Origin of the sequence: Spirillospora sp. NPDC029432, assembly GCF_040703975.1 — a bacterium.
In the GTDB taxonomy this organism is placed as follows: Bacteria; Actinomycetota; Actinomycetes; order Streptosporangiales; family Streptosporangiaceae; genus Spirillospora.
This window is the reverse complement of record NZ_JBEZWH010000025.1, coordinates 87,195-105,071: the sequence shown is the minus strand read 5'-3', so window position 1 is coordinate 105,071 and position 17,877 is coordinate 87,195. Positions and strand designations below refer to the sequence as shown.

General features: G+C 74.5%; 15 protein-coding genes and 2 rRNA genes. 8 read left to right on the top strand and 9 right to left on the bottom strand.

The genetic code is table 11. The features are described 5' to 3' along the window. A 23S ribosomal RNA gene (locus AB0881_RS21250) occupies positions 1-92 on the top strand; the annotation flags it as partial. A 154-nt stretch (positions 93-246) separates the two neighbouring features. After that, a 5S ribosomal RNA gene (gene rrf / locus AB0881_RS21245) occupies positions 247-363 on the top strand. A gap of 42 nt (positions 364-405) precedes the next feature. On the opposite strand, the gene AB0881_RS21240 is transcribed toward rrf, so the two are convergent. From AB0881_RS21240 to AB0881_RS21230, 3 genes are all read right to left on the bottom strand, one after another. Beyond that, positions 406-771: a hypothetical protein gene (locus AB0881_RS21240; protein ID WP_366619028.1), complete on the bottom strand. Its 366-nt coding sequence runs from the start codon at positions 769-771 to the stop codon at positions 406-408. 100 nt (positions 772-871) lie between these two features. Further along, a complete protein-coding gene (locus tag AB0881_RS21235; protein ID WP_366619026.1) occupies positions 872-1,711 on the bottom strand; it encodes an NAD(P)H-binding protein in 840 nt (279 codons plus the stop codon). Between the two features lie 92 nt (positions 1,712-1,803). Further along, positions 1,804-3,495 carry a helix-turn-helix transcriptional regulator gene (locus tag AB0881_RS21230; RefSeq protein WP_366619025.1) on the bottom strand — a complete coding sequence of 564 codons (1,692 nt, stop codon included), beginning with the start codon at positions 3,493-3,495 and terminating at the stop codon, positions 1,804-1,806. A gap of 255 nt (positions 3,496-3,750) precedes the next feature. On the opposite strand from AB0881_RS21230, the gene AB0881_RS21225 reads away from it, so the two are divergent. Continuing rightward, the gene (locus AB0881_RS21225) at positions 3,751-4,257 is read left to right on the top strand and encodes a hypothetical protein (RefSeq protein ID WP_366619023.1); all 507 of its coding nucleotides are present in this window, start codon (positions 3,751-3,753) and stop codon (positions 4,255-4,257) included. 74 nt (positions 4,258-4,331) lie between these two features. Here the strand turns inward: AB0881_RS21225 and AB0881_RS21220 are convergent, their stop codons facing one another. The 4 genes from AB0881_RS21220 to AB0881_RS21205 all read right to left on the bottom strand — a co-directional run bounded on the left by AB0881_RS21220 (position 4,332) and on the right by AB0881_RS21205 (position 9,658). After that, positions 4,332-5,984 (bottom strand): DNA repair helicase XPB, encoded by a 1,653-nt coding sequence (locus AB0881_RS21220; RefSeq protein WP_366619021.1) that lies wholly within the window; start codon positions 5,982-5,984, stop codon positions 4,332-4,334. Between the two features lie 121 nt (positions 5,985-6,105). Further along, a complete protein-coding gene (locus AB0881_RS21215; RefSeq protein WP_366619020.1) occupies positions 6,106-6,498 on the bottom strand; it encodes a hypothetical protein in 393 nt (130 codons plus the stop codon). Between the two features lie 73 nt (positions 6,499-6,571). Then, positions 6,572-8,932, bottom strand: a complete 2,361-nt coding sequence (locus AB0881_RS21210; RefSeq protein ID WP_366619018.1) for a helicase-associated domain-containing protein — start codon at positions 8,930-8,932, stop codon at positions 6,572-6,574. Between the two features lie 108 nt (positions 8,933-9,040). Next, positions 9,041-9,658, bottom strand: coding sequence for a helix-turn-helix domain-containing protein (locus tag AB0881_RS21205; RefSeq protein WP_366619016.1), 618 nt, complete (start codon positions 9,656-9,658; stop codon positions 9,041-9,043). 168 nt (positions 9,659-9,826) lie between these two features. On the opposite strand from AB0881_RS21205, the gene AB0881_RS21200 reads away from it, so the two are divergent. Further along, entirely contained in the window at positions 9,827-10,330 is a 504-nt protein-coding gene (locus tag AB0881_RS21200) for a GNAT family N-acetyltransferase (protein ID WP_366619014.1), read from the top strand. 67 nt (positions 10,331-10,397) lie between these two features. On the opposite strand, the gene AB0881_RS21195 is transcribed toward AB0881_RS21200, so the two are convergent. After that, entirely contained in the window at positions 10,398-10,847 is a 450-nt protein-coding gene (locus AB0881_RS21195) for a hypothetical protein (RefSeq protein WP_366619012.1), read from the bottom strand. A gap of 300 nt (positions 10,848-11,147) precedes the next feature. On the opposite strand from AB0881_RS21195, the gene AB0881_RS21190 reads away from it, so the two are divergent. Together AB0881_RS21190 and AB0881_RS21185 are read left to right on the top strand one after the other, a co-directional pair. Beyond that, positions 11,148-11,822 (top strand): HAD hydrolase-like protein, encoded by a 675-nt coding sequence (locus tag AB0881_RS21190; RefSeq protein WP_366619010.1) that lies wholly within the window; start codon positions 11,148-11,150, stop codon positions 11,820-11,822. Positions 11,823-12,022: 200 nt separating this feature from the next. Further along, positions 12,023-12,418 carry a cold-shock protein gene (locus AB0881_RS21185; protein WP_366619008.1) on the top strand — a complete coding sequence of 132 codons (396 nt, stop codon included), beginning with the start codon at positions 12,023-12,025 and terminating at the stop codon, positions 12,416-12,418. On the opposite strand, the gene AB0881_RS21180 is transcribed toward AB0881_RS21185, so the two are convergent. Continuing rightward, positions 12,303-13,781, bottom strand: a complete 1,479-nt coding sequence (locus AB0881_RS21180) for an MFS transporter (protein WP_366619006.1) — start codon at positions 13,779-13,781, stop codon at positions 12,303-12,305. The two genes, AB0881_RS21185 and AB0881_RS21180, sit on opposite strands and share 116 nt — an antisense overlap. A 300-nt stretch (positions 13,782-14,081) precedes the next feature. On the opposite strand from AB0881_RS21180, the gene AB0881_RS21175 reads away from it, so the two are divergent. Together AB0881_RS21175 and AB0881_RS21170 are read left to right on the top strand one after the other, a co-directional pair. Next, the gene (locus AB0881_RS21175; protein ID WP_366619037.1) at positions 14,082-14,819 is read left to right on the top strand and encodes a DUF3027 domain-containing protein; all 738 of its coding nucleotides are present in this window, start codon (positions 14,082-14,084) and stop codon (positions 14,817-14,819) included. 10 nt (positions 14,820-14,829) lie between these two features. Continuing rightward, positions 14,830-17,868 (top strand): hypothetical protein, encoded by a 3,039-nt coding sequence (locus tag AB0881_RS21170; RefSeq protein ID WP_366619004.1) that lies wholly within the window; start codon positions 14,830-14,832, stop codon positions 17,866-17,868. The last annotated feature ends 9 nt before the right edge of the window (positions 17,869-17,877 follow it).

Here is a 17,877-nt window from a genome sequence, read left to right as displayed (position 1 = left end):
CCCCCAACAGACTATTGGGTTGATAGGCCGGAAATGGAAGCGCCGTAAGGTGTGGAGTTGACCGGTACTAATAGGCCGAGCGACTTGACACACAACATAGACTTTCAGCAGGTCTGCTGCAGTGTTCGCGTCCCTGTGCGGTTCCCGGAGAACAAACGGGAACCCGCTTAAAAGTTGAATATCGAGCCTTGACGGTTCGGACGAGTCTTGCCACATCCCGGTTCTTTGGGGTGTGTGCGTGGGTCGTTCGGTGGTTATGGCGAAGGGGAAACACCCGGTCCCATCCCGAACCCGGAAGTTAAGCCCTTCAGCGCCGATGGTACTGCATGGGAGACTGTGTGGGAGAGTAGGACACCGCCGGACATTTATTAGGGGAAGGCCCCGCCAGTGATGGCGGGGCCTTCTTCATTTCTGCGCCTCTGTATGTGGGGCGGTTTCCTCGGGGGCCGCCCGAGTCTTCTCCGCGGCGCCGGAGCGGGCTACACCGTCCACTGCCACGCAGATCCCGAAGACGCGATCGTGGCTGGTCCAGCCGTTGATGCGGCCCCGGTTGTTGCTGATCTGCACCCTTCGCCTGGCGGTGTCGACGGACGACACGAGGTGCAGGTAGACCGTTCCGGCCACGCGGGCGAGGACGATGTCTCCGACCTCGACTTTCGCGGGGTCGACCGGAGCGACGGTCACGCGCTGGCGGCTGCGGATCAGCGGGGTCATCGAAGTGCCGGTGGGCCGGAACTCCACGGTGGTGCCGCCTGCGACCCTTTCCGCCATGGCATCTAATGGTCCCATCGGCTGAGCGTGGCAGACTCGCCCCGGTCGTTCCACTGACTTATGTCGCGCGGGCCCGCCAGTGAGGCTGATGGGGCGCTGGTCAACTGAAGTCGGCCTTGTGGTCGGCGGCCCACTGGGCGTAGGTACGGGGCGCACGGCCCGTGATCCGCTCGACGACGTCGTTGACGGTCGCCGGCTTCCCGACGGTCGCCTCCATCAGGTCGAAGAGCGCGTTGACGAAGTCGCCGTCCATGAACCGGCTCATCTGCTCCCGTACCGGGCCCGCGTCGAGCTCCTCGAAGCCGAGGCGGCGTCCCAGCGCCTCGCCCAGGAGCCGTACCTGTTCCGCCTGGGTCAGGGACTGGGGGCCGGTGAGGTCGTAGATCTTTCCGGTGTGCCCGTCCGTGGTGAGGGCCGCCGCGGCTACGGCGGCGACGTCCTGCTCGTGGATCGGTGCGCTGGTGGCTTCGCCGTACGGGGCCCGCACGATGTCGCCGCCCTTCAGCTGCATCGCCATGGACAGCGAGTTGATCGCGGGGAAGAAGATCCGCAGGAACGTCCACTCCGCCCCGGTCGCGCGTACGGCCTGCTCCACCTCGTGGTGGTACGCGGCGATCACGTCGGGCTGCTCCGCCGCGCCGTCGACGACCGCACCGGACGACAGGAACACGATCCGCCGCACGCCCGCCTCCGCGGCGGCCCGGAGCAGCGGGGCGGTGTCCATCCCGTACGGGAGGACCAGGAACATCCGGGTCACGCCGGCGAGTGCGGGGGCGAGCGTGGACGGCCGCGTGAGGTCGCCGCCGACCACCTCGGCCTCGGCGGGCAGCGCGGCCGATTCCGGCGTGCGCGAGAGGGCCCTGACCGGCTGCCCCGCGTCCACGAGGGCCTGAACGGTCTCGCGTCCGAAGTGCCCGGTGGCTCCGACGACAAGGATCATCTGGTTCTTCTCCCCTTCAGGTGTCCGGCGCCCGGCCCGGCCGCCGTCTCTCATGCCCTGAACGGTAGAAGCCCAAGAGGAAGGCTCCGTTCCTAATGGTGCGCGGACGCCGTGAATCCCGGTGCGGTACGCAGGCGGAAGCGGAGAGGGCTTTCCGTCACCGGAACGAGCTCACCCTCCCGGATCGGGCGGGTCGCGCCGGTGGCGGTCTCGACCGCGGTGGTCCCGGGCGGGGCGGGGGTGTCGGCCGTTCCGGTGTCGGTCCAGCGGATGATCGTGCCCTGGCCCGCCGGTTCGGAGTGGACGAACTCGCACTGCCAGACGTTCGCCGGCAGCCCGGCCGGAGTCCCGTGCCCGCAGGAGCGGACGCGGGCGTGCGCGAGCCACCGCTGGAGCCGTTCCACCGCCAGTGCGGCCCTGGTGGGGGCGCTGCCGGGCTCCTGGAGGACGACGGGGATCCGGGTGCTGCCCCAGTTGTAGAAGTACATCCTGCGGAGGTACAGCTCCGACCCCAGGATGCCGGTCAGGTAGAAGCGCATGGCGTGGTCGGCGGCCTTCGCCTCGTTCAGGCGCCGCTGGAGCGGGATGTCGTACGTGGTCCCGGTGCTCCAGAGCGGCGGGTGGACCCCGGCTGCGTGCATGGCGCGGTCGGCGGCGCGGAGGGGTTCGAGCATCGTCTCGGGCGGGTCGGTGGCCCGGCGCTGGTGCAGCTTGACGCCGGCGGCGTCGCAGTGCCGGTACCCGCCGAGTTCGGCGAAGCGGCGCAGGTAGTCGCGCCCGTGCCGGTCCCAGAGGCGTCCCATGCCGGGGCAGACGACGGTGGCCTCGGGATCGGCCGGGCGGATGGCGGCGGACGCGCGGCGGGTCAGCTCGACGAGCCGCTCGGGGCCGCGGGCGAAGAAGCGCGGATCGTTCCCCAGGGGCCAGATCTCGTAGGCGTCGATCCGGCCGCGGTAGCGCTCGGCGAGGGCCGTCACGAAGCGGTCCCACAGGCGGAGGTCGTCGGGTCCCGCGGCCCGGGATCCGTCGGCGTACGCCATTGCGGGCGCGGCGGGCGCGGCCCAGGCGGGCGTGCCGCCGATCACGAAGAGGCTGTCGAGGCCGCGGCGCTCGGCGGCGCCGATCTGGCGGTCGAGGGTCGTCCAGTCGAACTCCCCGCGCCGGGGTTCGAGGGACGCCCAGCGCGTCCCGCTGTCCCAGAACCGCACCGAGCCGACCTTGAACGTGGGCAGCATGCCGGTGTCCGAGTTGATCGTGACGCCGTACGACTCGGACGGTACGGGCCGCGGGTGGGTCGTCCAGACCCACCCGGGAGGCGAGGCGGCCGTCCGGGGGTCGGGTACGGAGGCCGTCGAGCCGGGTGAGGCGATGCCGGCCGCGCACGCGACCGCGATGGCCGCGGCGACGGCCCGCCGGGACAGGCCCGTCCTCCGTGGTCCCGGCCCGCCGGTGCGCACGGCGGGCTCCGGCGGCCGCGGCGGGGTCTCTTCTTGTGGCTCGGGCTCCGGTGGGTCGGGGGCCGGGGCGCCGGCGGTACGGTCCTCGGTCGCGGCCAGCCAGGCGGCGACGAGGGCGCGGCGGTCGTGGTCGTCGGCGCCGCAGGCGTCGGCTATGCGGGCGACGGTCTCGACGTTCGGGGGGACGACCTGGCCGGAGCAGTAGCGGTGCAGCGCGGACCGGCTGGTGAGCGAGCGGCGGCTGAGGTCCTCGTAGCTCCGGCCGCTGCGGCGCTTGAGGCCGCGCAGGAGCCCGGCGAAGTGAGCGATCTCCTCCGCGCTGCCCAACGCGTCCTCCGTATGTCGCGTCCCGCCCGCCGCGAGGATCATGGCACACGTCCCGGCGGCATCTCGAACACGCAGGTCAGGACGGGTGGGACGTCCCGCGTGTCCCGTTCCGCTCACGAACCGTTGCCGCGGGGTCGCGGCGCGTCCCATGGTGGAGACCGCCGGGAACGCGGAGCAGACGGGGCCGCGGATCCCGGTCACGGGCAAGCGCCCACGGGGGGCGACGCGAAGAACGGGGAACGGGGAGAGTTACACGTGAGGATCAGGACGATGGCGGGCGCGGCCGCGGCGGGAGCGGCACTCGCGACGGGGGCAGGGCTGCTCGCGGCGCCCGCGCAGGCGGCACCCGCCGAGCCGGCCCAGGCGGCGCAGCCGCGCGGGGACGCCGGGGCCCGCGGCAAGGACTGCAGCATCATCGGCTGCAGCGAGGTCGAGAACTTCTCCGGCCGCAAGGTGCGGATCGGCCGCGACTGGTGCGGGGCCGGCTCGAACGGGACGGTGAAGAACGGCACGACCGCCTGCGACGGGCACACCGGCTCGCATCCGGAGAAGTGGCTCCAGAAGGGCCACCACTCCGGGTGGGAGGGCTACTTCGCCGACACCGACACGTTCGGGATCATCAAGGGCTGCACGATGAAGGTGCAGTGGAACCGGGACGGCTCCGAGGGCGGCGACATGAAGACCTACAAGGCCTCGCGCCACAACCGGTGGGTGAAGGTCGCCGACAACTACGACGTCGACATCGAGTCCTACAAGTGCTGATGCCGGCGCGCTGAACTCGGTGGCCGGGCCCGTCCGGTATCGCGGGGAGCCGGACGGGCCCGGTCACCGGCCCTTCAGATGTCCTCGCCGGACTGGACGGCCTCGGCGTCGACGATCCGGTACGCGTACCCCTGCTCGGCCAGGAAGCGCTGGCGGTGGGCGGCGTAGTCCTGGTCGAGGGTGTCGCGGGCGACGACCGCGTAGAAGCGGGCGGTCCGGCCGGACGACTTGGGGCGCAGCAGGCGGCCGAGGCGCTGGGCCTCCTCCTGGCGGGAGCCGTACGCGCCGGAGACCTGGACGGCGACGCTCGCCTCGGGGAGGTCGATGGAGAAGTTGGCGACCTTGGAGACGACCAGGACGTCGATCTCGCCGGCGCGGAACGCGTTGAAGAGGCGTTCGCGCTCCTTGACGCGGGTCTCACCCTTGATGACGGGTGCGTTGAGGAGGTCGCCGAGCTCGTCGAGCTGGTCGATGTACTGGCCGATGACGAGGGTCTGCTCGCCGCGGTGGCGGTCGACGAGCGACTTGACGAGGCGGGTCTTGGTCTCGGTGGTGGCGCAGAAGCGGTAGCGCTCCTCGGGCTCGGCGGTGGCGTACGCGAGGCGCTCGGAGTCGGTGAGGGTGACGCGGACCTCGACGCAGTCGGCGGGGGCGATCCAGCCCTGGGACTCCATGTCCTTCCAGGGCGCGTCGTACCGCTTGGGGCCGATGAGGGAGAAGACGTCGCCCTCGCGGTCGTCCTCGCGGACGAGGGTGGCGGTGAGGCCGAGGCGGCGGCGGGCCTGGAGGTCCGCGGTCATCCGGAAGATCGGCGCGGGCAGCAGGTGGACCTCGTCGTAGACGACCAGGCCCCAGTCGCGGGCGTCGAAGAGCTCCAGGTGGGCGTAGGCGCCCTTCCGGCGGGTGGTCATGATCTGGTACGTGGCGATCGTGACCGGCCGGATCTCCTTCTTGGCGCCGGTGTACTCGCCGATCTCGTCCTCGGTGAGGGAGGTGCGGCGGAGGAGCTCCTGCTTCCACTGGTGGGCGGAGACGGTGTTGGTGACGAGGATGAGCGTGGTCGCCGCGGCGCGGGCCATGGCGGCGGCGCCGACGATGGTCTTGCCGGCGCCGCAGGGGAGGACGACGACGCCGGAGCCGCCGTGCCAGAACGCGTCGGCGGCGTCCCGCTGGTACGAGCGGAGCGTCCAGCCGTCCTCGGCGAGGGCGATCGGGTGGGCCTCGCCGTCGACGTAGCCGGCCTGGTCCTCGGCCGGCCAGCCGATCTTGAGGAGGGCCTGCTTGAGGGCGCCGCGCTCGGACGGGTGGACGGCGACGGTGTCGTCGCCGACGCGGTCGCCGAGCATGCCCTTGACCTTGCGGGAGCGCAGCACCTCTTCGAGAACGGACCGGTCGGAGGTGTGCATGACCAGGCCGTGCGTGGGGTGCTTCTCCAGGCGGAGGCGGCCGTAGCGGGCCATGGTGTCGGCGACGTCGACCAGGAGGGAGTGCGGCACGGGGTACCGGGAGAACTTCAGCAGCGTGTCGACGACCTGCTCGGCGTCGTGGCCGGCGGCGCGGGCGTTCCACAGGGCCAGCGGGGTGACCCGGTACGTGTGGATGTGCTCGGGCGCGCGTTCGAGCTCGGCGAACGGCGCGATCTCCTTGCGGCACTCGGCGGCGAGGATGTGGTCGACTTCGAGCAGCAGGGTCTTGTCGGACTGGACGATCAGCGGTCCGTCGGACACGAGAGGCAGCCCCCATCAGGAGTCGTGGCAGGCCCGTTCAGAAGGTGCACGGTATCGCGGCGGGACGGGCGCTTCCCTTACCAACGCCCGGAAGGCGGCGCGTCTTCCCGCGCTGGATCGGTCAGATGCCGCTGGTGTCGTAGTAGTCGGGCGTGCGGGCGTCGATGACGGCCGCCACGATGATCGCGGCGAGGTAGACGAACATCGCGGCACCGAAGATCACCCAGCTCCACATGGTGAGGGAGCGGGCCGAGCGCGGGTCGGTCTTGTGGCGGTTGAGCGCCATGGCGGAGGTCACGATGCCGGGGATGGCGAGGATGTTGCAGCACATGGCGGTGGCGACGCTGGTGCAGACCAGGGCGGCGATCGTTGATCCGGGGGCGCCGCCGCCGGAGTTGGGCACGCCGGGCGGGCCGTAGCCGTAGCCGGGGCCCTGGCCGCCGTAGCCGCCGTAGCCCTGGTTCGGGTCGTTCCAGCCCTGGTTGTACGGGTCGTTCCAGCCGGGTCCGCTCATGGGCCACCTCCCCGTCGACGCCCCTGAAGACTTGGACTTTGCAGGCTATCGGTTGGTTCGACCGGATATGTGATCATTCATCGCCGAGTTCGGCGACGCCCGTGATGCGGTGCAGGGCGAACCGCTGGACGGCGGCCCTGGTGGCGTCGTACCCGGTGAGGAAGCCGCCCTCCACCCGCACCGGCTCCACGATCCGGCTGGACGAGCGGCCCTGCTGGTCCAGGTACCCGATCCAGACCCGCACGCCCCGCGTCACGGCCTCGCGGAGGCGGTCGACGGTCGCGGCGGCCGGGGAGCGGGGCGGCTCGCCGGTGCGCAGCCGGGCCTGCTCGGCGCCGTGCCGGGCGGCCTCGTCGCCGGCCCGCAGCGCCCGCACGGCCGCGGCGATCATCGAGTCGTCGGCGGGCTCGCCGCCGGGCCGGACCCGGACGATCTCCGCGGTCGGCGGCGGATCGGCGCGCAGCACGTCCGGCCGGGTCACGATGATCCCGCCGCCGGGCGACTCGGCGACCGGCGCCAGCCCCATTTGCCGCAGCGCCTCCAGCAGCTCCGCCCGGTCCAGGCCGGACGCCAGCACGGTCGGCGCCAGCCGGTGCAGGCGCAGCGCGCCGGAGCGCCGGTCGGCGAGGATCTCGTCGAGGGTGGCGGGCGAGTCGGTCCGGACGTACGAGCTGAGCGCCCCCACCCGCAGGTGCCCGTGCCGGCGCGCGACGTCCTCGATCAGGTACGTGAGCGGCTGCGGCAGCGGCGTCGCCGAGTGCCGCGCCAGCAGCTCGGTCACCTCGGAGGCGGTACGGCCCGCGTCCAGGGCCCGCCGGACCGACGCGGGGGTGAAGCGGTAGACGGTGGCGCCGCCGGTGGACTCGACCTCGGCGGCCAGCGCCAGCTCCCGCGCGAGCTCGGTGACCAGCGGGCCGGGGGCGACGGCGGTCAGGTCGGCCTGGATGAGGATCCGGTCGACGGGCGCGGGCAGGTGCTTCTCCAGGCCGGGCTCGGGGTCGCCGCCCTCCGCGAGGTCCCGGGCGTACGGGACGAGCTGCCCGAAGCCGGTCAGCCCGAGCGCGGCGGCCTCCCGCAGCGTCCAGCCGACCATCCGGTCGCGCAGCGGCCCGGCGCGGCGCGGATGCCGCCAGGCCAGCCGGGCCCGGACGGCCTCGGCGTCGACCGCCAGCCCCGGCTCGGCGTCGGCGAGGACGGCCAGCACCGCGGCCCGGGTCGCGGGCGCGCTCGTCCGCACCACCGCCTCGCTCAGCGCGTTGATCAGCCGGTCCCGGTCGTCGCGCTCCCCGGCCAGGCCGGGCGCGCGGTCGGTCTTCAGCCAGCCGCGGGCCAGCTCGGTCCAGCGGCCGGCGGTGTCGCGCATGAGCCACAGGTCGTACGCGGGCGTGGGCAGCCACTCGCCGTCCAGGTCGCCGCTGCGGGTCAGCAGCCCGGCGGCGTACGCGACCTCCGCGAGCAGCGCCGCCTGCCACTCGTCCACGTCCAGCAGCGTCGCGGCACCGCGCAGCTCGCGCACCGCCAGGCCGCCGCTGCGCAGGACGGGCGGCGGGTCGGTGCCCCAGCGCTCCAGCAGCTCCTCGGTGAGCCGGACGGCGGTGAACGCCTCCCCGGCGGCCGTCCGCACCGCCAGGTCGGCCGTCCCGATCCCCTCGGTGCGCCCCGTCAGGGCCGGCGGCCGGGCGGGCACGTCGCGGAAGAGACGGCCGCGGCGCAGGTGGAGGGCGACCTCGCGGGGGAGGGCGACGGTGCGGTCGTCCTCGGCGGCCAGCAGGCCGCGCGCGAGGAGCCGTTCGACGGGCGTGGCGGCGGTGCCGACCCGTACCGGGCGGCGGGCGTCGGCGACGCGGCCGACGGGCGGGCCCCAGGCGAGCTGTTCGAGCGCGGTCCTGGCCTCCGGGCCGGCGTCCTCGATCAGCGGCTCCGGCTCGGCGAGCGCGGCGGCGAGGCGTTCCAGGAGGAGTCCGGTGTCGGGGAAGCCGCGCGGCTCCGCGCCCTCCAGATCGGTGACCAGCGCGGTGAGCCGTTCGGTGGTGTAGCCGGCGAACGCCTCCTGCACGGGTGGGCCCAGCCCCGCCGGGTGCGGGAGGCCCTGGCGGACGCCCGGGGCGACGTTGTACGACCCGTTCCCCCAGATCAGCGCGTACCGGCCGAGGTGCTCGACGGCCTCCGCCACCTCGCCGGGCGACGCGCCGACGGCCTCGGCCAGCGCCTTCGGCGGCAGCGGCCGGGGCAGGACGAGCAGCGCCTCCAGGACGGCCAGCGTGAAGCGGTCGAGGCGGTCCAGGGCGCGGGAGACGGCGGCCGGGGTGGCGGCGCGGGTGGCGAGGGCGGTCAGGTCGGCGGGGACGGGCGTGACCAGTTCCGGCCGCGCGGACAGCAGGTCGCGCAACGCCCCGTCATCGCGTGCGCGCAGCCAGTCCGCGAACGTTTCCATCCCTCTCCCAACCTCACGGGCGATCGCGTGTGTTCCATCGGACGCACCCTTCAGCGTAAGAGCCGTAGGCGTACCCGATGCGAGGTGGGCTAACTGATCCGTCCGGGGTCAGGTGGCGGGCGCGCGGTCCAGGTGGAGCAGGCCGAGGCCCAGCCGGGCCCAGCTCGCGACGAAGCGGTCCTCGTCGATCCGGGACGGCGGCTCGTACATCGACTCGTTGGCCAGCCAGTAGTTGACGACCGCGCCGCCGAGGATCGAGGCGATCGCGGGCCAGTCCTCGTCCACGCCCTGGAACTCGGGCTGCTCCGAGAGCCAGGTCGCGATGCCGTCGTACAGCGGGTTGACGATCCCCTCGCGCATCTCGGCCACCAGGTTGGGGAACTGGTCGAGGTCGCGGAACAGCACCCGGACCAGGTCCTGCTCCTCGCGCATCTTGGCCAGGCCCACCTGGCAGGTCATCCGGAGCCGGATCTCCAGCGGCCGTTCCTCGTAGGCGCCGGCGTGTTCGAGGACGTTGCTGATCTGCCGCCGGGTCCGCTCGATGTGCTCGCGGATGGCGGAGGCCAGCACCTCTTCCTTGGACCGGAAGTGGCGGTACAGGCCGCCGGCACCGGGCGACAGCCCGGCCGCGGCCTCGATCTCCGCGACCGAGGTCGCCGCGTAGCCGCGGTCGGCGAACAGCCGAAGCGACTCGCTCACGATCCGTTCGCGCGTGGATGTCGTCATGGTCGTGTGTTCCTCCGCAAGAACAGTAAGGCATGTTCGTCGGGGCTTCCGGGCCGTCGGCCCGGCGCGCCCGAATTCGTGATGCGTCTCGCACCCGGGTCCGGGCGACTAAAGTTCATGGCTCCGCGCCCCCAACGCCGGAGGGGGCGTCGCCGGAAGGGTTCGACGATGTTCGTATCGCCGCGGAAGGGGGGTCGCGGGGCCTTCCTGCCGGACGACTTCGTCGTTCCCACGCTGGTCGCCGGGCCGCGCTTCCGGATCCGCCCCATCACCGTGCACGACGTCGTGAAGGACTACGGCGCCGTCATGGGCAGCCTGGACCGGCTGGAGGGCCGCTTCGGGCCCGAGTGGGGGTGGCCGGACAGCGAGTTCACCTTCGAGCAGGCGCTGATCGACGTCGCGTGGCTGCAGAAGGAGGGGCAGCTGCGGCGCTCGTTCAGCTACGTGGTGATGACCCCGGACGAGGAGCGGCAGCTGGGCCGCATCCATGTCGCGCCCTGCGACGTCCCCGGCACCGAGAACTGCGACGCCGTGGTGGTGTTCTGGGTACGGGCCGATGAGGAGGACTCCAGCGTGGAGAAGGAGCTGGAGGAGTTCGTCCGGGAGTGGGTCACGACGGCGTGGCCGTTCGAGCGGGTCCGCTTCCCGGGCCGCGACCTGCGGGACGGCTGAAGCCCCGCGGGGCGGGCAGGGCGGGGCGGCCGGACGGCGGTCGCCGCCCGGCCGGACCTCGGCCGGGTCAGGCCAGCCGGCGGATCAGGCCGGTGACGATCCGGCCGGCGATCAGGTAGACCAGCGCGGCGAGCCCGTAGTTGACGGCGACCTCCACCTTGGGGTCGGCGGGCTTGAAGACGTCCTCGAACTGCCAGGCGAGGTTCGCGGCCCACTCGGCGGTGGTGCTGACCAGGTCGTTGCCGGTGTTGGCCTCGAAGGCCACGAACACGATGTGCACCGCGAGCACCGCCACCACCAGCGTGGTGATCACGGAGACGATCGCGGCCAGCGCCCTGGCCGCGCGCTTGCGGTACGCGGTGAGCGCGTCCCCGCCGGGCCGCGCCCGCCGGGAGCCGCGCCGGGGCGGGCCGCCGCCCGCGGTCGTGCTCGTGGCGGCATTCGGGCCGGCACTCGGGCCGGTCGCCGCCCCTTCCTGCGCGGGGGGCTTGTCGGGGGCTACGCGTTCGTCGGCCATTGCGCCCTCTCTCTCCGGGTCGGGCGGGGGACGGGACGGGACACTGGGACGGTTCGGGTGCTCCAGGGGGTCCGGGTGCTTGGCATTGCCGTGGTCCATTCAAGCCGCGCGTTTTCCCTGGCGGCAAGGTTCACGGCAGGGGGCCCGGGTATTTCGCCACCAGGCCCGCGCTCTCCTACTCGGATCCCGTCGCATCGCCACTACCAGGGGAGCGCGGGTTCGCGCACGCCCGGAGCCTTCCGGGCGCCCCGCCCTCCCGCGTGGCATAACCGCCATACACCCCCATTTACCCTGTGGGGCGTGCTGGAGCCAGACGTCACGCGAATCAACGGGCCCGCTTCCGCCGGGGACACCGGTACGGCGATCGGGTTCGATCTCGACCTCACCCTCGCCGACACCCGCCGGGCGATCGGCGCCGTGTACGCGGCGCTCGCCGCCGAGACCGGGGTCCACATCGACGTCGAGGCCGTGGTGGGGCGGATCGGGCCGCCGCTGGAGGCGGAGCTGGCGCACTGGTTCCCCTCGGCCGAGATCCCGGCGATGGCCGACCGCTACCGCGCCCTGTACCCCGGCATCGCGATCCCGGCGACCGTGGCGATGCCCGGCGCCGCGGAGGCGCTGGCGGCCGTACGGGAGCGGGGCGCGCGCGTGGTCGTGGTGTCCGGCAAGAACCAGGTCGACACCGAGCGCACCGTCCGCCACCTGGGGCTTCCGGTGGACGAGGTCGTGGGCGGCCTGTTCGGCTCGGAGAAGGGCGCCGCGCTGCGCCTGCACGGGGTGGGCGCGTACGTCGGCGACCACACCGGGGACGTGGACGCCGCCCGGGCCGCCGCGGCGGTGGCGGTGGGGGTGGCGACGGGCCCGTTCGACGGTCCGGCCCTCTCCGAGTACGGCGCGGACGTCGTGCTGCCGGATCTGTGGGCGTTCCCGGAGTGGCTGGTCGGTTTCGCGGGCGGTGCCGTACCGGCGCCTTGATCGCCGACTGTGCCCCACTGCCTGCGATCTTGCGTGGAAAGCCCGCTTCCGGCGGAAATCCGGGTGCCGGAAGGCGCCCGCGCCGGTAGCTTCTGTCCGTTGGCTCGCACAGGTCGCCCGCAGTCGCGGGCGTGTTCACCGGTTCGCGGCGAGGCACTAATCTTTAGCCCAATTCAGGACGAGAGCTAACGAGGTCTCCCGTGCCCACTGGCAAGGTCAAGTGGTACGACGCCGACAAGGGATTCGGCTTCCTCACCCGCGACGACGGGGGTGAGGTCTTCGTGCACTCATCCGCGCTCCCCGGCGCGGTCTCCGGGCTCAAGCCGGGGCAGCGGGTGGAGTTCGGCGTGGTCGAGGGCCGGCGCGGGCAGCAGGCGCTGTCGGTGCGCGTCCTGGAGACGCTGCCCTCGGTGGAGAAGTCGGTGGCCAAGCAGCGCCGCAAGAAGCCCGACGAGATGGTGCTGATCACCGAGGACCTCATCAAGCTGCTCGACGGGATCTCCACGACCTACCGCCGGGGGAAGCATCCCGCGCCGGCCGAGGCCAAGAAGATCGCCACCGTGCTGCGCGCGGTCGCCGACGACCTGCACCCCTGATCGTCGCGGCCAGGGCCAGCGCGAGCGCCGCGGCCACGGCCGTCATCGCCGCCCGGCCGCCGGCCACGATCGACAGGCCGAGGCCGAGCAGCCCGCCCAGCACCCAGACCAGCTGGTGCAGGGTCTCGGTGACGGCGAACGTGGACGAGCGCGCCTCCTCGCCGATCTCGCGCTGCACGACCGCGTCCATGGACAGCTTGCCGAGCGACTGGCCGAGCCCGGCGGCGGCCGCGACGCCGAGCGCCGCCCACAGCCCGAAGAACAGCGCGGCGGCCGCCGCGGCGGCGGTCACGAACGCCAGCGTGCCGAGCACGATGGCGCGCGGCGCCCGGGCCTTGGCGAGCGCGCCGAGCGCGGTGCCCGCCAGCCCGCCGGCCCCGGCCGCGGCGGCCAGCAGGGCGAGCGCCGCGTTGCCGGAGACGGGCTCGAACGTGTCCTCCCGCAGCAGGAAGGCCAGGTAGAGGACCAGGAAGCCGGAGAACGCGCGCAGCGCCGCGTTCGCCAGCATCGCCTCGGTGACCGCGGGACCGAGGCCGGGCGGCCGCCAGAGCCGGAACCGGCGCCGTGCGGGCCGTTCTCCGGCCTCCTCGCGCCGTTCCGCCGGGCCGTCCCCGCCCGTCAGGCCCTCCGCGTGCGTCAGGGTCTCTGTGCCCGTCAGGGGCTCTCTGCCCGCCGCCCCTTCCGGGACGTCCACGTGCCGGGGGAGGCGCAGGGCCGGGATCGCGCCCGCGATGAACAGCACCGTGGCCAGCCGCAGCAGCCAGTCGGCGCCGGCCAGCGCGGCGAAGCCCGCCGCGGCGGGCGCGGTCACGGCGGCGGCGATCAGGCCCGCGAACGACGCCCGCGCGTTGGCCGTCACCAGCGTGATCCCGTCCGGGAGCACCCGGGGCGTCACCGCGGCCCGCAGCACCCCGTACGCCTTGGACAGCACCAGGACGCCGAACGCCGCCGGCAGGAACGTGACCTCGTCGCCGTGCAGGACGGCGCCCGCCATCCCCCAGCACAGCAGGCCGCGGGCGGCGAGGGTGCCGGCGAGCGCGTACCGGCGGGCGTGCCGCATCCGGTCCAGCGCCGGCCCGACCAGCGGCGCGACCAGCCCGAACGGCGCCATCGTGAGCAGCAGGTACAGGGCGACCTGGCCGCGCGCCTCCGCCACGTCCAGGCCGAAGAAGAGCGTCCCGGCCAGCGCGACCGCGACCATCGCGTCCCCGGCGGAGTTGAGCGCCGTCCCCTCGATCAGCGTGCCCAGGCCGCTGCGGCCCGCCCCGCCGGCGTGGGTCGCGCGGCGCACGGCGCGGGCGGCGGCGCGCGCGGCGGTGCGCGTGGAGCGTCCCGCCGCCCCGGCTCCCGACCGCAGTCCCATCCGGCCTCCCCCTCGATGGCTGGTACGTTCCCGCGCCGCGCCCGGGATCACCTCGGGAGGGACATCCGGGGGACATGTGAAGGGCACGGGCGGGGCATGTGAGGGGCGCGCCGGGACGAGCCGTGCCGAAGGGACGGGTGGTGTGCACGGCCATGCCGTTCCATGGGCGAGAATTGGAGCGTGAGCCCACTCCGTCAGCCCAGCACCTCCACCGGACGCACCACCGGAATCGCCGGCACGGGGCCCGCGCGCCGAACCCGCCCCCCCGCCGTCGACCCCGCCTGCGCGGGCGCCGTCGACCTGGCCAGGGATGCGGCGGAGGAGACGGCGCGGCCGGCGCCTGTCGGTGAGCACCTCGGCCTGCGGGCCGAGGGCGACCGCCTGGTCACGCACTATTTCGAGTGCCTCGATCCGGGCTACCGGGGGTGGCGCTGGGCGGTCACCGTCGCGCGCGCCGCCCGCGCCAAGAACGTGACGGTCGACGAGTGCGTGCTGCTCCCCGGCGACGAGGCGCTGCTGGCGCCCGAGTGGGTGCCGTGGCTGGAGCGGCTGCGTCCCGGCGATCTCGGCCCCGGCGACCTGCTGCCGACGCCGTCCGACGACGTGCGGCTGGCGCCCGGCTACACCCAGGTCGACGATTCGACCGACCGGGAGGCCGAGTGGGAGCTGGGCCTCGGCCGGCCCCGCGTGCTGTCCCGGGAGGGCCGCGACGAGGCCGCCGCCCGCTGGTACGAGGGCATCGCCGGCCCGCGCGCGCCGATCGCGACCGCCGCCCCGGCGCAGTGCTCGACGTGCGGGTTCTTCTGGCTGCTGGCGGGGGAGCTGCGGCAGGTGTTCGGGGTCTGCGCCAACGAGTACGCGCCCGACGACGGCCGGGTGGTCTCGGCCGACCACGGCTGCGGCGCGCACTCCGAGGCGGTGGTGATCCCGCCGGCGTCCGAGCACGGCCCGCCGGTGCTGGACGAGCTCGACTTCGACATCGTCCCGCTGGAGCCGGCCCGCGATCCCGCGGAGGAAGAGGCCCTGGGCCACAGCTGACCACCGGAAGGTGACCGAGATCACGTCCACCGATCCGTTCGGCGCCGGGACGCTCCGCGAGCGGGTGCTGCGCGCCTGGGCGGAGTCCCCGGCGCGGTTCCGCGAGGACGCCAACACCGAAGAGGACTTCGCGCTCGGCGGCTACCGCGACCGGGTGGTCATCGAGCTGGCGCAGAACGCCGCCGACGCGGCCGTCCGCGCGGGCGTCCCCGGCCGGCTGCGGCTGGCGCTGGACGGCCGCGTCCTGACGGCCGCCAACGCGGGCGCGCCGCTCGACGCCGCCGGGGTGGAGGCGCTGTCCACGCTGCGCGCCTCCGCCAAGCGGGACGAAGCGGGCGAACCGGGCCAGGCGGGGCAGGCAGGCCGGGCGGGCACGGTGGGCCGGTTCGGCGTCGGGTTCGCCGCCGTGGTGGCGGTGAGCGACGAGCCGTCCATCGCCTCGGCCGCCGCCGGGGTCGCCTGGTCGCGCGAGCGCGCCCGCGGGCTGGCCGCCGGCGTCCCGGCCCTCGCCGCGGAGCTGGACCGCCGGGAAGGGCACGTCCCGCTGCTGCGGCTGCCGTTCGCCGCGCCCGGGGCCGCCGGGCTCCCCGAGGGGTACGACACCGTCGTGCGGCTGCCGCTGCGCGACGAGGCCGCGGCCGCGTCCGTGCGGGAGCAGCTCGACCGGATCGGCCCCGCGCTCCTGCTCGCGCTGCCCGCGCTCGCGGCCGTCGAGATCGAGATCGGCGGCACGCCCGTCCGCGCGCTGCGCGCCGAGCCGGGCGCCGCGCCCGGCACCGTCGTGATCGACGGCGTGCCGTGGCGGACGGCGGGGGCCGCCGGCGCCACCCCGCCCGAGCTGCTGGCCGACCGGCCGACCGAGGAGCGGGCGCGTCCCGGCTGGCAGGTCCGCTGGGCCGTCCCCGAGGACGGGAAGCCGCACGGTGACGGGGCGCCCGGCGTCGTGCACGCGCCGACGCCCAGCGATGAGCGGCTCGGGCTGCCCGCGCTGCTGATCGCCTCGTTCCCGCTGGCCCCCGACCGCCGCCACGTCGCTCCCGGGCCGCTGACGGACTTCCTGGCCGAACGCGCCGCCGAGTCCTACGTCGAGCTGCTGCGGGGCCTGCCCGCCGAGCCGGGCCTGCTCGACCTCGTTCCCGGGCCCGTCGCGGCCGGCGAGCTGGACGCGCGCATCCGCCGCGCCGTCCTCGCGCGCCTGCCCGAGACGCCGCTGCTGCCGGTCGCCGAGGACCCGGAGGCCAGGATCCGGGGCCGGGACGCGGTGGCCGTGGACGCCCCGCCCGCGCTCACCGGCCTGCTCGCCGGCGTCCTCCCGGGGCTCCTGCCGGCGGGCTGGCCCGTGCGGCACCAGGCCCTCAACGCCCTCGGCGTGCGCCGCATGGAGCTGGCCGACGTCGTCGACGCGCTCGCCGGGCTCGACCGGCCGCCCGCGTGGTGGCACGACCTGTACGAGGCGTTCGCGGGCGCGCCCACCGACGCGCTGGGGGCGCTGCCCGTACCGCTGGCCTCCGGCGACCGGGTCGTCCGCGGCCCGCGCGGTCTCCTGATCGCGGCCGAGGGCGTCGAGCCGGACCGGCTGGACGCCCTGGACCTGCGGTTCGTCCATCCGCGGGCCGTGCATCCGCTGCTGCGCCGCCTGGGGGCCGTGGAGGCGGGACCGCACGAGGTGCTCGCCGACCCGGCCGTGCGCGCCGCCGTCGAGGACTCGTTCGACGCCGACGACCCGGACGGGATCGCCGAGGCCGTGCTGGGGCTCGTCGCCGCCGCCCGCCTCGACCCAGGGGAGCGCCCCTGGCTCGCCGAGCTGGCCCTGCCGGGCGCCGACGGCGACCTCTACGCGGCCGGTGAGCTGCTGCTTCCCGCGAGTCCGCTGCGCGACCTGATGGCGGACGACGCCCCCTTCGGGATCGTGGCCGGCGAGCTGGTCGAACGCTGGGGACCGGACCCCCTCACGGCCGCCGGCGTCCTGGACGGCTTCGCGCTCGCCCGCGCCGAGGACGTCCACCCGGCCGATCTCGCCGACGGCGCCGAGTCGCACGACCTGGACGGCGAGGACCGCTGGGCCGACGACGTCCTCAACCACCTACCGCCGCAGGACCTCCCGCCTTCGCTGCCCGAGTTCCTGGCCGTCCGCGATCTGGAACTGGTGGACGACTGGAGCGCGGCGCTGCCGCTGCTGGCCCGCCCGCCGTGGCGGAACGCGATCGTCGAGCCCGCGCACCTGACGCTGCACGACGGCCGCCGGGCGGCGGTGCCGTCGTACACGGCCTGGTGGCTGCGCCGGCATCCGGTCCTGGACGGCCGCCGCCCCGGGGACTTCTACGTCGGCGACGAGGACGATCTGCTCGCAGGGCTGTACGACCCCCTCCCCCCGAACGCCCCCCAGGATCGCGAACTCCTGCTCGCGATGGGCGTGCGCACGTCGCTGGCCGCCCTGCTCGCCGAGGGCGACGGCCCCTGGGAACTCCTGGAGCGGCTCGCCGACCCGTCCCGCACGGTCTCTCGCGCGCGCCTGGGCGCCCTATGGACGGTGCTGGCCGACACCGAGTGGTCCGAGGTCCCGGACCCGCCCGAGCGCGTGCGCGCGGTCGTGGACGGGGAGGTGGAGGTGGCCGAGGCCGCCGACGCGCTCGTGCTCGACCGGCCCGACGCGCTGCCGCTGCTGGCCGGGCAGCCGCTGGTCATCGCCGCCGGCGGCCGCGCGGGCCGGCTCGCGGAGCTGCTGGACCTGCCGCTGGTCAGCGAGGAGATCCCCGGCGAGATCGAGTCTTCGGGGGAGCGCCGTCCCGTGCCGGACGCCGTACGGGCCGTCCTTCCGGGCGCTCCCGCGTCCTACACGGCCCACGGGACGCTGGTCGTGGACGGGCGGCCCGTGCCCTGGTGGGAGGCCGGCGACGGCGAGATCCACGCGTCCGGCCCGGCGGGGCTGGCGCGCGGCCTGGCCTGGGCCGCCGAGCGCTGGGAGGACCGGCTGCCGGTGGAGGCGGTGCTCCGCGATCCGGACGCCTTGCCCGCCCTGCTCGCCGAGTCCGACCTCGACGAAACCTGAGACCTGAGA